Below are 14,206 nucleotides of genomic sequence, written 5' to 3'. Positions count from 1 at the left end.
TAGGTAGGTGGTAAATCTTTGCTACAGCGTTGAGCCAATAAATACTGTACTTATTATAATGTGAGGCGATCGCGCATTCGCTCGCTACCAAGCAAAATCAAGCAGATGAAGTTGACTTGCAGCTTTGTCCAGTTAGTTATATTCTCTAATTGCTTAGAATCACAGATTTGCTTGCCGAAACTTTCCGACTCAGACATTAATCTTAGGGAAACGTTCTACGAAATTCAATAAAGCGTGTTAAAAATGATAACTGAGTCAAAAACACAGCTTTTAAAAGAGTAGGGAAGGTTGATTACCAAAGTATCATCAACATCTAGGGTAAAAAAATTTAACGTAATTAACCACCCTAAAGAATGGTTAAACCAGTTGATGTACTTGACTAATCAAGCAAGTAATAAGTTTGCAAGTATAAGGTATAGGTTTCAATGGCACCGCCTTTTGTGTCTGTTCCAATGAAGAAAAAAAAGAAACCCTCTCTGGTGCTGACGCTCTCGGCTGCTGGGCTATTGATTGGCGGGGGGAGTGTAGCATACTGGTTGTTAAGCCAGAGACAAATATCTTCCAGTGATTTGCTAGTAGGTGCAAATATTATTCCTGGTGATGCCCTGTTTGCAGTTTCTCTGACAACAGATCCCCAGCAGTGGCAGAAACTGCGGCAGTTTGGGACAAAAGAAACCCAAGCAGAATTAGACAGAAATTTAGTAGAATTGCGCGATCGCTTTCTGACTAATAACGGTTACGACTTTCAGAAAGATATCGCTCCTTGGGTAGGCAATGACGTTACGATCGCAATTCTTGCCCCAGCAACAGTAAATAAAGCTGTACCCAAACCAGTTACCACTAAAGAAAATGCTGCCAGCGATCAGCAGTCGATGGTAATGGTATTGCCAGTAAAAAATCCAGAAATCGCCAAAAACATTTTGGCACAACCCAAAACCCTTAAACAAGGCAAATGGATTGACCGTATTTATCAAGGGATCGCCATTAAACAAAGTGAGGGAGAAGCAGGGGAGAATTTATCAGCAGCATTGCTAGATCGGCGTTTTTTAGTCATAACTGATAGTCCTAAAGCCGCAGAACGAGCGATCGATGCCTACAAAAATCAAACATCCCTAGCCACAACAGGGGGCTTTGCCGAGAATTTTCCGAAAATTGCCAATCACCAACGCTTTGGCCAGTTTTACATCAATGTGCCAACAGCAGCCAAAATAGCGGCAGCTTCTCCAAACCGCCCTTTACCTGCCCAAGTTTTGGCACAACTGCAAAATAACCAAGGTTTAGCAGGGACAATGACTTTAGAGGCAGAAGGAATCCGTTTTAAGGGTGTTTCTTGGTTAAACCCTAATAGTCAACGGGTGCTGGCGGTGGAAAACAAAGCTGGGAAAATGCAAAGCCGCGTACCAGCAGAAACTTTAATGATGCTATCTGGTGGGAACTTACAGAGGTTGTGGGGAGATTACGTTTTAACATCTCAGAGAAATCCCCTCTCACCGATCCCACCAGAACAGATCAGAGGTGGTATAAAATCGCTTACCGATCTCGATTTAGATAAGGATTTGCTCAGTTGGATGAAAGGCGAGTTTTCCTTATCACTGATTCCGACTACTCCAAAACAAGGTTCACCAGATGATTTTCTTGTGGGTTTACTGTTTATGGTACAGACAAGCGATCGCCAATCAGCTGAAGCATCTATAAAACAGCTTGATGAAGTGATGAGAAATCAATACCAGTTCCAAGTCCAACCAGCGAAAGTCGCAAGTCAACCCGTTGTTAACTGGGTTTCACCCTATGGTACTTTAACTGCTACCCACGGCTGGTTAGATGGAGATGTCGCTTTTCTAGTAGTGGGCGCTCCCATCACTGATAAAATTGTTCCCAAACCCAACAACATACTAGCCAGCACTCTTCCCTTCCAACAAACAGTTCCTACAGAACCAAATCCGACAAATGGTCAATTTTTTCTGGATGTCGAACGAACTGTGAAAAATTTTCCTTTACCAACTTTAATTCCCAATCAACAAGCTTTGCTAGCTGCAACGCGCTCGATTGGGATGACATCCGCCGTCAGTGATAGTCGCAGCAACCGTTACGACGTTTTTATCGCACTCAAAAAAGTTAGTAACCCGACTGCCTTGCCTAGTCCAGAAAGCAGTAATAACAACTCTTCTAGATAAGGGGGCAGGGGGCAGGGGGCAGGGAGCAGGGGGCAGGGGGCAGGGGGCAGGGAGCAGGGGGCAGGGGGAAAGAAGTAATGTTATTCTCCCCAATTCCCAATTCCCCATTCCCCATTCCCCATTCCCAATTCCCAATTCCCCATTCCCAATTCCCAATTCCCCTATCCCATAACCCTGTAAACATATAGGATCAGAACAGTCAGAATCCATATTTGAAATTATCCACGGAGAGAAAACTTTATGAATCTGGTTGTACTCCAGAACTGGCTGGACAATGCCTCCTTTGCCATATTATTCCTAACAATGCTGGTGTATTGGGGAGGAGCGGCTTTTCCGAATCTGCCTTATCTAGCCGCTTTGGGGACAGCTGGGATGGCGATCGCTAATTTGTGTATGGCGACTCTACTAGGAGCAAGATGGATAGAAGCTGGTTACTTTCCCCTAAGTAATCTCTATGAATCTCTATTTTTCTTAACTTGGGGAATTACCACCGTCCATTTAATTGCTGAAAGTAGTAGCCGTAGCCGCTTAGTAGGAGTTGTGACATCTCCGGTGGCAATGTTGATCGCTGCTTTTGCAACGATGACACTACCATCCCAGATGCAAGCATCAGAACCGCTAGTACCTGCATTGAAATCAAATTGGCTGATGATGCATGTTAGCGTCATGATGTTGAGTTATTCTGCTTTGATGGTGGGTGCGTTATTAGCGATCGCTTTCTTAATTGTCACTCGCGGTCAAAACATCCAACTACAAGGCAGTTCTGTCGGTACTGGTGGCTATCGCAGCAACGGCTACCGCTTACACAAAGCAGCTGAACTAATTCCTCAACCAGCAGCCCCTTCTGCCGAAAATAACGGTTTTACCCGTTTTGAAACTAGTAGCAACGGCAACGGGAACGGTAGCACTGCTGTTTTAGGTTTAGTCACAACAACCCCAATCCAAAATCCAAAATCCGAAATCCAAAATTCGGAACCTCTTTCACCTCAGCGCCTTAGCCTTGCCGAAACCCTCGACAATATCAGCTATCGCATCATTGGGCTAGGATTTCCTTTATTGACTATTGGTATTATTGCCGGTGGCGTTTGGGCTAACGAAGCTTGGGGTTCCTACTGGAGTTGGGATCCCAAAGAAACTTGGGCATTAATCACCTGGTTAGTATTCGCCGCCTATCTCCACGCCCGAATCACTCGCGGTTGGCAAGGGCGTCGTCCCGCAATTTTAGCCGCTACTGGCTTTGTTGTTGTTTGGATTTGCTATCTCGGCGTGAATCTTTTGGGTAAAGGTTTGCATTCTTACGGTTGGTTTTTTTAATAACTACTTAAAAAAAGATTGTGTGGCGCGATGCCTCCGACGGCAAGCTACGCACCACACAATCTAAAATAATCTAAAATCTAATGACTAATTCGCTACCTCTGCCACCTCAATGACGCGCCCTTCATAGTCTTTGACTAAAAAGTTCAGTGGCTTTTGGTTGCGAATCTTGAATTTTAAACCGCGCATTTCGACACGCATTAAAATCATTTCCAGGCAGTCGTGGTCAAAACAAACGTGGCGTTGCTGATTTTTGCTACCTAAACTTGCACCAGTGATTACGTGTAGCTGAGTGTTTTTCTTTAATTGATACCACAGCCCTTCAGTACCATTATTCATCATTTTGCTTGACAAACTTGGCCCTGTAGACATATATAGCGGATCAATTCCAGTTGCACCAATGGTTTGTTCGTAGTTGTAGTAATAGTGCAATGGCACCTCAGCTGCGGGCAAATCTAGCAGCCCTTCATACAACTGTCGGGCAATCTCCAAATCTGACACCATGACAGTGTGTACTTTTGGGGCACTGGTGAGGAACATCCACATCGCACCAGCGTAAGCTGCTAGCAGCATTACCATAATGCCTTGGGTGGAAAATAGACTATCCAAGGGCAAGGAAGGGAGAAAGGAGCCTAAAGTAAGGGGACTGAGGAGGAACGACATCGCACTAACTGCTATAACCATGAACAAATAAGGATTCTATAGGGGAGTCGATTTTATAATTATCGATTAAGACTAAAATTAAGTCCTTGTTTCTAGTTTATCAATAACTCAAGTTGTCTGAGTCTCGGCTACAAACTGGGCAACACCAAGATATTATGCGATTAACTACGGGAGTGCAATTCCCAAAATAATTTTAACAACTATCAACTCAGAGACTTGTGCAAATTCCTCATTTTCCCGAAGCTAATCACCCTCTGGTGAAGTCGCTATTTCATCACAGCGATCAAGAACTACTGACTCTGTTTCAGCGTAATCCAGATGCCGGAAAGTATTTTACGGTGATTTTTTGCCGCTATAGCCCCATAGTGTATACCTTAATTCGGCATTCGGCGCGATCGCCTGTGCAAGCAGATTATCTGTTTGCTCTCACCTGGCGGCATATCTATTACGAACTCGGTGGACTAAATTTAACTCCCCCTGAATCAGGTGAGGAAGCCTTAACCATGCAAAATTGGTTAATTAATATGACAGCTTTTTGTATTAACGAAATTAAGCTACCACCCACAGAAGCAATTCATTATTCTCTGCAAGCAACTTCGCCGCCGCTATGGTGCTATGTACAACAGGCATTAGACCAACTACCTCCTGTTTTACGATTAATCGTGTTAATGTCTCAAACTTTCCACTGGAGTGAAACGAGAATTGCCGCCTATTTGCAAGCCGAAGGAGAAGCGATCGCACCTAACGAAGTAGCCAATTTTCTTCAGGAAGGCTATCGTATGCTAGAGGACAAATTACCCACAGATATCCGCACTATATACTTTGGGGAAGATTTAGCTCAATCATAGCTTAAGTGTAAATGCGTATATTGTTTGTCTTCAATTTATAAACTTAAAACTTCTTCTTAGACCTTCTACTTAAACCCGCAACTTTACGGGTAATTTTTATGAAACAACGGTTTGTATTTCCCAGGCAATTAGTTTGCGTAGGTGTGATTTCTCGTTCCCAGGTACTTTTACACAGCTTTTTACTGTTTACTTTTTTGCTGAGTCCCATAGCTGCGGGTGCAGTTGATATTACCCAACAACTCCACCGTCCTTTAAATAGTTCCGTTGGACGACAATCAAGAGATGAAGCAGACAGCTTACTACGTATCGGTGAACAACAGTACGCTTCAGGATATGCCGATAAAACAATTGCGTCTTCCTTGCGGGCATTAGAACTCTATCATTCAATTGGCGACCTAAAAGCACAAGGTCTAACTTATAATTTGCTTGCAAAGGCTTATATCCAGCTTGGTAGTTCTAAAGAAGCAGAAAATGCTTTACGACGAGGATTAGCGATCGCTCGTGATACGAAAGACTTCCAAACTCAGATTTTTGTACTGAATAATATCGGTACGTTTCTCCTACAACAAGGAGAATTTGCTGCTGCTGGTAAAACAGTTGCAGATGCACTGGCAATTGCTCACAGTGTCAAAAATATTGAAGGTGAAGGACTATCTTTGAGCAATTTGGGTTTGATAACTGCCAGGTTAGGAGATTATAACAAAGCGATTAAATTGTATGAAAATGCTTTACTTTTCCGCCGTCAGACTGGCGATGCTATTGGTGAAGCAAATACCCTAAATAATTTGGGTGATGCTTACCTAGCATCTGGAAATTATCAGGATACCATTGGCACTTATGGGGCAGCAATGCGGATAGCTAAAACTAACCGCGATCGCACTAATGAATTACGCGCTATTGACGGTTTAGTTAAAGCTCACAGCGCTGTCGGACGCTATGAACGGGCTTTTGATTTACTAGAGCAGCGTTTAGCACTCGCTAAAGAATTGCAAAATTTGCGAGAAGAATTAAAATCTTTTGAGTCTTACGCTCAGTTATATAAGCAACAAGGTAATTACCTTACTGCTCGCAATTTCTATGAAAGGGCGATTATACTGGCACGAACATTAGAAGACAACAAGCAAGAAGTGCAATTGATCGACCAACTAAGTAAAATGCTTCAGCGAAAGTAGGGGTAATTCAATTTTAGATTTTGGATTTCGGATTGAAAGGGAAACCTAAAATCTCACCTTTTGTACAGGCGCGATTAATCGCGTCTCTTTAATTAATTCAAAAAGACAGAACCATTTCGTTCAATTCTCATAGCACTTCTACCCTGTGCTGCATTTGTGGCTTCGTTAAATCTAACTTCCAAACTTCCTGGCTCTGAAGAAGCTTGTGGAGTCACTATCAATTGTCCGCTATCTTGCCGCTCAAATGTCACCGTTACTGGTGCGTCTAGAGCTTGCAGTATTACATCTGACTTACCTGGTAGCGATCGCGGTGCCGTATCGCCAATCACTTGGTAGATTACATTAGTCGCAGTGTCATTTACCAATCTGACATTAACTTTACCATTTGCCAGTGCGATCGTGGCGCTGGGGGTTTGGAGTGGTTGTAGTAATCGTTGTTGGTCATTAGAAACCGCTCCTGGTGAGGACTGTTGAGATTGTTCGCCAGAAGTTCTAGCGCCTGCTGTAGCTTCTCCACCGCCACCCAATCTTGTTTGCTCTGCTGATGGGCTAGCAGGCGCTGGAAGAAGCCCTTGAGCAGCTAATCTTTGTGTTAGCTCATTAGGAGGACATCCTTGGGGTACGACAACACGACTGTTGTGTGGTTCTTCGTAGAAAATACGAGGACAAGGGTTAATTTTGGGAGTAGATTCTTGTGTTACCACTTGAGCAATTGCTGGCGCACTAATTAGTAATCCCCCAAAAATAGCACCAAGTAATTGAGCAGACTTGCGAAAACTTTGAGACTTCATATTCATTGCTTGCTCCCAGAAAAACTTAAAAATTTATCTCTTAAATGATGTTTGAAAAGTTTACGCTTGTATTAGTATTCCCCTTAATGACCCTTAAAAAGAGGTAAATAACCTTCTCAAAGTCCTCCTTTTTAAGGAGGATCTAAACTTTTGGATACATCAACCACCACTTTTAAAACATCCTCTTAAATAATTTATTCAAGCAGAAAATTAAACTGTGCGTTATCAACCGTTAAATCCATCTAAAATTTAACAGCCTATTTTATTTTCCGTATCTAGCTAAGGACACGAAAATAATCTAACAAAATAAATATATTTCATTCTCAAGACTGAACACCTCAATCAGAGAATAAGCCCAAGGCTTTAATCATTGTGATTAACAAAAACTTTTTTGTAACAGCCAAATTGTGTTCTTTAAGACTCAAGAGTTATTGGTAAAGTCACAGTAAAGATTGTGCCAATGCCTTGAGTACTTTCAACTTGAATATGGCCCTGATGATGTTCGACAATAGCTTGAGCGATCGCTAACCCCAATCCTGAACCAGTAGCACTGGCTGTAGCTGTATTCCCGGTTGTATGAGTCCGTGCCGGATCTACGCGATAAAAACGGTCAAACAAGCGTGGTAGCGCTTCTGCGGGGATTCCAACTCCGGTATCACTCACCTTAACTTGCAACTGGGCACTTGTGTAACGTAGTCCAGAAACGCGATTTATTCCCTCAATCCGTGCCAATTCCACTTTTACCCGTCCACCAGATGGAGTGTGATGCAAGGCATTAGCAATTATATTTGTGAATAACCGCACCAGTTGATCCCAATTGCCCACAAGGGTAAACCAATTTTCTAGTAATTCGGGGTTAGTTTCCGAAGCAGGAGGATCAACTAAGCCTAAAGAAAGGGTAATTTTTTTTTCAGGGACTAATAGTTGTTGTTCTTCAACCACCTCCATTAGTAAGGCATCTAGCGGACAAGGTGAAAAGATATCTTTACTAATTCCACTATCTTGTCGTGCTAAGAACAGTAAATCATTAACTAACTTACCCAAACGTTGCGTTAACCGTTCCACCACCTTTAGCTGTTGCCGATACTGCATAGAAGTAGTAGTTTCTGCCTCTGCTAAATCCAAGTCAGCAAGGGCAACTTGCACATTTGTTTGAATCAAAGTAATGGGACTTCTAAGTTCGTGGGAAGCATCAGCAGTAAATTGTTTGAGGCGTTGATAAGATTCCCCCACAGGTTCCATCGCTTTACCCGAAAGAAACCAGCCACTTGCACCTACAGAAAGCACCATTAACCCAATACCTAACGCCAAATCAAAAATTAACTCACGACTGGGTTTAGTGACTTCAAACCAAGGGTGACTAACACGCAAATATCCTACTACTTGCCGCCCTACTTCCACTCGTTGGGTGATTTGCCGCAATAATAATGCTGAATTTTGAGTCAAGGGTGAGGAATTAGGAGTTAGAAATTTTGAATTTTCACTCTCACCCTTGACTACGCGCACAGTTTCACCTGTGGGATTTACATGAATGGGAATATTTAGTGGTTCGGATAGCGTTGACCAAAGTAATTTACCAGTCGGACTAAACCATTCTAGGTCGATGTGGTCATCTTCTACAGTGTCAGTATTATCACGAAAACTAGCTTCTAAATTAATGCGGAATTTATCTGCATCAGCATTAATTGGCTCAAATATAAGCGTAGATGCACAAGGACTTGTTGTGAGACAACGCTCCACTATTTCCACTACATGGTTAAGGGTATCGTCAATTCGCTCAATCAGCGTACTACGGACGTATAAATAAACGCCACTGGCAAACAGTAGTAATAATACAGCAGTGACGGCAGTGTACCAAATTGCAAGACGGCGGCGAGTGGCCTGAAACATATTTTTTACTCCACTTTTTTGATTGAATATCCTCACATTACGTATTTATACGGCTAAATAATAGCTCAACTTTTGAGTTGTAGTGATTTTGCTGAGGTTGAATTTTTGCTCAAGAATTACACTCTTGTTGCAGTAAATATGCTTAATCCTATTTTATTCCTTACTTACAGTATTAGAAATGAAAAAATTTTCGATTATCTAGAAGTTACTGAAAAATTTGTGAATGCATCGAATCAGAAAACCAACAATAAATCCGAAGTTTAAGTATTAAATAACGATTCTTTTCCAACATTAGCCAATGCCAAGCAGTTTAATAAGCAACGGGTTATATTGTGAATTTTGTAAAAAAATCAAGTCAAAACAATCTCAAAATCTCCCTAACGAGATTCAAAGAAAATGTAAAAGTTCTGAGTATATGTTTGTTATCGTCAACAATTGTCTATAAATTTCTATTTATTGAATTACCTGCGATCGCTTTAGAGTTAAACCGCAAAAACGATATTAATCTAATTGTTATTAATCAGCCAGAAAAAATAGATAATTATCGAAGCCAGGCAAAGTTAAAACAGGCTTTAAAAAATGCTAAGTCTAACTTAGAGAAGCCAAAACAGTTACGCAGATTCATCATAGCTGATGTTATCCCAATTGAAGAATATAAAGTACAACCTCCCAAGCCAGACGAGCAAGATCAACAAGAAACTCAACCAAATAAAACTCAACCATATACACCAACACAACAAACACTCATAGAAAAACTACGTCGTTCTAAAAAGCAACAACAATCAAAACAAAAAGAAATAATTCTTGATGCTCTTACATTTAGTGCTAGTAGGTATCCTTGGATTGTTAACCCTACAGATAATCTTACTTTTCAAACTGAATTATTTAAACCAAATCACGAAGAAAATTATATAGATACGAATTTAAATATAGAACTTTCTGGCGACAATCAAGTTATTGATAAATTTACGTATGCTAAATTTCCTAAATCTGACCAGTTCTACTGGGTTCTCGACAATAATAGAGTAATAGTTGAAACCAAAGGCTCTCAAGTAGGTATCCTTTCTCAAGGAAGAGGAACTAATACTTATATCACCCAAAATGTTACTTCAGAGCAAGCATTTTGGGGATTACAATCTTTGTTTGCTATACCTACAGATTTTCAAAATTTAACTGGAGAAGTTAGTACTGGTAATTACTCTATCACTTCAATAGCAGGACAAATAGTAAATCCTGAAGGTGTACCTGCTGGCAGAGTTATCATTAACAGTGGAGTTGACGTAAACGATCCTAACGTCACAGTTTTAAAAAATCCTATTCCAGCTATTGGTAGTGGCTCAACTTTTAGTGTTGATGGTGGGGAAGCTTTATTTCAAGCCTTAGATTCTACCAATGCTCCCAAAATTTTGCAAAGTTTTCCGACAACGGATCTCCAACCTTTGTTAGACGATGGTAATGTCAGACTTTTGGAAGGCGAAACTATTCCTAATAGCGCTCTAGAAGCTGCTGGAATCTCTTGGGGAAATATATTGACGGGAGAAGGTTTTGGTTTTACTGCTCCTGTCTCTTCCTTTCCAGGTATTAAGGTTGCTCAACTTGGAAAATTTGATAATTTTGATTTATTAAATATAGCAGTCAATCCTTTTCTGACTCAATCTGAGAGAGACTTTCATTATCTTAACTCTTTACAGTGGCTGTCTTTAGGGAAAAGAGAACCTGAGTTTGAAACACTATCTCAAACTCAAGAAGCTTCTGATTGGCATAGGCTCTATGTTAGCCGTCCTCATAATCGCGCTTTAATCCAATACGACCCAAAAAATGTTAAGGCTACATACTCTAACATTTTTGCTGCTCCAGGAATATCTATAACTGCTAAATTTAGTGATTTTAGTATTGATTCTATTCAATCACTGAATTCTACATTAGGTTTGCTGTTAGGTGGAGTTTTTGAAGCTATTAAAATTGATAATATTCAACAAGGTTTAGAAGAAGCTAGAGAAAAATTTAAGAATGGAGAAGGTTTTACTCCTTTAAATACACCTGCTACAGCCGAGCAAAGAAGACAAATTAATAACAGGCTGAATCGGACTTTATCTTATGCTAATTCAGCTAGTGGGCTAGAGCAAGTATCTGGAACTTATACACTTCCAAGTAAAGTTACTCCTAAAAAGTCCAGCATTTTACAAGTTAGAACAGGAAACCACAAACGAGCAGTTCAGTTTATTGAAAGAACTATTTCTATAATAGATGAAGGGGATACATTTTTTTCCGACCTCAGACTCTCCAATGAAAAATTTGGCCCTCTTACTTTTATAGGTATCCCAACTCCTTTAAATAATACTTCTATTCAGCCCGTTAACGAATCTTCTGCTGTAGAAGTGATTTTGACCAACTCCCAAGGGCAACAATTTGTACAGCAATTTAATTCAGCAGATAGTACGATAGTACCGCTTCAAGTCCGGTCATTTGATTTAGCATTCGATTACATGGAACTTACCAGAATTGATAAAATAGGAATCAATTTTAACAATTTTAACGGTTATCTATCTTTACCGACAATCGAATTACTAGCAGCAGGTTCTTCTGGGAATTTTAATTACACTGCCAATTTGGGAACGTGGTTTAATATAGATGCTAATTCAGCACCAGGAGTTTCCAATAATAATTTAGGGGTCGAAGAACCAACTATCGGTATTTATACTAATATACTCCTCAATTATATTAAAACTGATGTACGCTTAGATTCAAAGAAAAAACCTGTAGCTGTTAATACTCATGTACCATACTTAAAAATTGACTGGAATAGTGCGTCTAATAAAAATAATCCTTTTTCTACATTTTTAAGTTATTTTTATCAGCATCAAGAAAGAAAATTTGGTTTTTCCTTAGCTCCTGGTATTGCTTACATTGAAGGTAATAGCAATGGTGAATTTTTAGGTCTTTTTAATGGAGAATTTGGTACTAGTCAGGGTTTGAGCTTGAAGACAAATTTAGAGTTAGGCAAAGAATTATTCTTTCAAGCTCAGGGTCTGCAAAGAGTCAGTAAAAGAATATCTCTTGGTGCTTATTTAAGAAACTATAGTGTAAATAATGTCGGTCTAAGCAATCGAGTTAGTGGCTTAAATTATGGGCTAATTTTCAGGCATACTTTCCCTGAAAATGGTGTGTTTATAGAAAGTCAAATTGGTACAGGTGAAAATGGATTTGACCTGAAGTTTCAAGGTGGTTATCGATTTTGATATTCTTCTGCAAGATACTTGATTTCTAATATAGCGTTTCCTAGTCTACTGAGGTACACCCAAATCTTGTTTACCAAGGTTAGTAGCTTTGAAAACGTACCTCACTAGGTTGGGAACCGCTATAAATATACCCTTAGTGAATCCAAGGTCACAAAACCCTCATGTAGAGACGCGATTTATCGCGTCTTAAAAGACCAATTATTTACACTGTATTTTGAGAACGAATGTCTAATCTAAAGCACCCAAGCCATTATTCCCAGCACCTGCTTGAATTAGAGTTGTCACATCTTCAACCGAGTTACTATTATTTAATAAATTTGCTGCTGTATTAGTAAATGAATTGGGGTTAGAGAGTGTAGTAGTTTTAACTATTCCTGGGGTTATAGTTAGGCTATTAACAGTTTCCTCGTTTGTGCCTGCTACACCTCCATAGATAGGCGTAATTTGTAAACCTCCTTCAAAATAAGAACCAGAAGGTAAAGTTACCTCGCCACTGATACTAAGAAAAGTACCAGAAGGTCTAATCAGCGTAACAGCACCAGTAGCAGTAGCTTGTTGTGCGTTTGCTGGTGCTGCTAAAAAATTTCCACTAACTAAACTTAATAGGCAGATACTTTGCTGAAAAATTATAGAGAATTTGCTAGATAAACTATACATAATTTATAAACTCCTGATGTCTTTCGTTTTAGATTCGATTCGTTCCTAAATTTTGCTTGACCATGAAAAATAAACCCCAACAAGCAAAAGTGGAGGCAGAATTTGTCTTTATATTTCTTTTATTTCTTTTGGCAGATAAAAATATAGAACCCTTCGTATGAAAGTTTTGTTAACAATGGACAATTTTCGGGTTCGTATTGTTACATTAAGCTCTCTATTTGTTATTTGCTCGACGTTTCAGGATTTATATTGATGTCATTAGAGTTATGTAAAGGAATGATGAGGAGTCGCATGGCAACTCGCCAACGCAGTGCAATGTAGGGGCGTACAGCTAGCTGTCATACGTGTCAACTTAAGCTTAAATGCTTATTCCACAGGTGTTTTACCCCCCTTAATCCCCCCTTATAAAGGGGGGAAAAAAGAAATCTAGTTCCCTCCCCTTTGCAAGGGGAGGGTTAGGGTGGGGTAACGCGGTGAGTGATGGGAAGCCAGAGAACTGAATATCACGTCTCGACAAGGGTTTCACGTTAAGTTGACACCAATGACAGCTAGCTGTAGTCCCCTACTGAAAACTAATACAACAAAATTCCTGACTCTTTATAGGAGTCGGGAATCTGAGGCACAAAATAAATTAGGGAAGAGATATAGCACCGCTATTTCTCTTCCCTATCATCTATAGATTTATTCAACTGTTGTGTCAGCTGTTCAAAATTTAGTAAGTACTTACAAGCCAAAAATTCAATCTATTCTAAACCGCCTAAACCATTAGCACCAGCACCAGCGCGAATAATAGCTGCTTGTGCGCCAATGTCGGCAGCGTCTGTAGCAGCGACTAAGGCTGCTGCTGCTGCCTGAACAAATGCATTACCGCTACCTGCAACTAAGCCATCAGCATCAACACCGGCAACGTCACCTGGGGTAAGAGTTAGAGTAGCTATAGTTTCATCGTCAGTCGCTGATGTACCAACGCCGTATTCAGGGGCAACAACTAAAGGCGCGGCGAAGTACGCGTTGTTAGGCAAAGTTAATTCACCACTGACACTGATAGAAGCGCCTGAAGCTCTAACCAGAGTTACAGCACCGCGAGCTGCTCCTTGCCCTGCACTTGCTGGTGCAGCCAGGATATTACCAACGCTAACCAAACCTAATAAGCAGATGCTTCCTTTGAGAATTGCAGAAATTTTCATGATTAATAAACTCCCTGTGTTGTTCATCTTTGCGTTTTCAATATAACCATTGCTTTAGAGAAAGTTTTCAGTAATAACACTGGAATTTAAAAAAATCTCGGCGGTGATAAATTAAAAAATTAATAGACAAAATTTATAGTGTGGATCTGAACAACAGTATTAATATCTCAAACACTAGATGCACAGCAAATTTTTTGCCTAGTGAATCTCTGTATGCTAGTTGTGGCAATACTTACAAAAGCTTATATTTGGAAAACTAAATATAAAAAGT

General features: G+C 40.3%; 11 protein-coding genes. 5 read left to right on the top strand and 6 right to left on the bottom strand.

The features are described 5' to 3' along the window. Window positions 1-53 precede the first annotated feature (53 nt). On the bottom strand, window positions 54-197 hold the full coding sequence (locus VB732_RS29290) for a hypothetical protein (RefSeq protein ID WP_323234379.1): 144 nt from the start codon (window positions 195-197) through the stop codon (window positions 54-56). Window positions 198-425: 228 nt separating this feature from the next. On the opposite strand from VB732_RS29290, the gene VB732_RS29285 reads away from it, so the two are divergent. Then, a complete protein-coding gene (locus VB732_RS29285) occupies window positions 426-2,174 on the top strand; it encodes a DUF3352 domain-containing protein (protein WP_323234378.1) in 1,749 nt (582 codons plus the stop codon). 240 nt (window positions 2,175-2,414) lie between these two features. Beyond that, a complete protein-coding gene (ccsB, locus tag VB732_RS29280) occupies window positions 2,415-3,488 on the top strand; it encodes a c-type cytochrome biogenesis protein CcsB (protein WP_323234377.1) in 1,074 nt (357 codons plus the stop codon). Between the two features lie 87 nt (window positions 3,489-3,575). Here the strand turns inward: ccsB and VB732_RS29275 are convergent, their stop codons facing one another. Beyond that, window positions 3,576-4,172, bottom strand: coding sequence for a glyoxalase-like domain protein (locus tag VB732_RS29275; RefSeq protein ID WP_323234376.1), 597 nt, complete (start codon window positions 4,170-4,172; stop codon window positions 3,576-3,578). Between the two features lie 197 nt (window positions 4,173-4,369). Here VB732_RS29275 and VB732_RS29270 point away from each other — a divergent pair, with 197 nt between their 5' ends. Together VB732_RS29270 and VB732_RS29265 are read left to right on the top strand one after the other, a co-directional pair. Further along, window positions 4,370-4,999: a sigma-70 family RNA polymerase sigma factor gene (locus VB732_RS29270; RefSeq protein WP_323234375.1), complete on the top strand. Its 630-nt coding sequence runs from the start codon at window positions 4,370-4,372 to the stop codon at window positions 4,997-4,999. Window positions 5,000-5,097: 98 nt separating this feature from the next. Continuing rightward, window positions 5,098-6,171: a tetratricopeptide repeat protein gene (locus VB732_RS29265; protein ID WP_323234374.1), complete on the top strand. Its 1,074-nt coding sequence runs from the start codon at window positions 5,098-5,100 to the stop codon at window positions 6,169-6,171. A 92-nt stretch (window positions 6,172-6,263) separates the two neighbouring features. Here the strand turns inward: VB732_RS29265 and VB732_RS29260 are convergent, their stop codons facing one another. Both VB732_RS29260 and VB732_RS29255 read right to left on the bottom strand, forming a co-directional pair. Beyond that, window positions 6,264-6,968, bottom strand: coding sequence for a hypothetical protein (locus tag VB732_RS29260; protein WP_323234373.1), 705 nt, complete (start codon window positions 6,966-6,968; stop codon window positions 6,264-6,266). A 408-nt stretch (window positions 6,969-7,376) separates the two neighbouring features. Then, on the bottom strand, window positions 7,377-8,852 hold the full coding sequence (locus VB732_RS29255; protein WP_323234372.1) for a HAMP domain-containing sensor histidine kinase: 1,476 nt from the start codon (window positions 8,850-8,852) through the stop codon (window positions 7,377-7,379). Between the two features lie 419 nt (window positions 8,853-9,271). Here VB732_RS29255 and VB732_RS29250 point away from each other — a divergent pair, with 419 nt between their 5' ends. Continuing rightward, on the top strand, window positions 9,272-12,091 hold the full coding sequence (locus VB732_RS29250; RefSeq protein ID WP_323234371.1) for a hypothetical protein: 2,820 nt from the start codon (window positions 9,272-9,274) through the stop codon (window positions 12,089-12,091). Between the two features lie 228 nt (window positions 12,092-12,319). Here VB732_RS29250 and VB732_RS29245 read toward each other — a convergent pair whose 3' ends face one another. Next, window positions 12,320-12,748 carry a hypothetical protein gene (locus VB732_RS29245; protein ID WP_323234370.1) on the bottom strand — a complete coding sequence of 143 codons (429 nt, stop codon included), beginning with the start codon at window positions 12,746-12,748 and terminating at the stop codon, window positions 12,320-12,322. 743 nt (window positions 12,749-13,491) lie between these two features. Further along, on the bottom strand, window positions 13,492-13,935 hold the full coding sequence (locus tag VB732_RS29240) for a hypothetical protein (RefSeq protein WP_323234369.1): 444 nt from the start codon (window positions 13,933-13,935) through the stop codon (window positions 13,492-13,494). Between the last annotated feature and the right edge of the window lie 271 nt (window positions 13,936-14,206).

Source organism: Nostoc sp. UHCC 0252, from assembly GCF_034931145.1.
GTDB lineage: Bacteria > Cyanobacteriota > Cyanobacteriia > Cyanobacteriales > Nostocaceae > Nostoc.
Note: the sequence above shows the minus strand (reverse complement) of the source record. Positions and strands in the feature narration are given on the sequence as shown.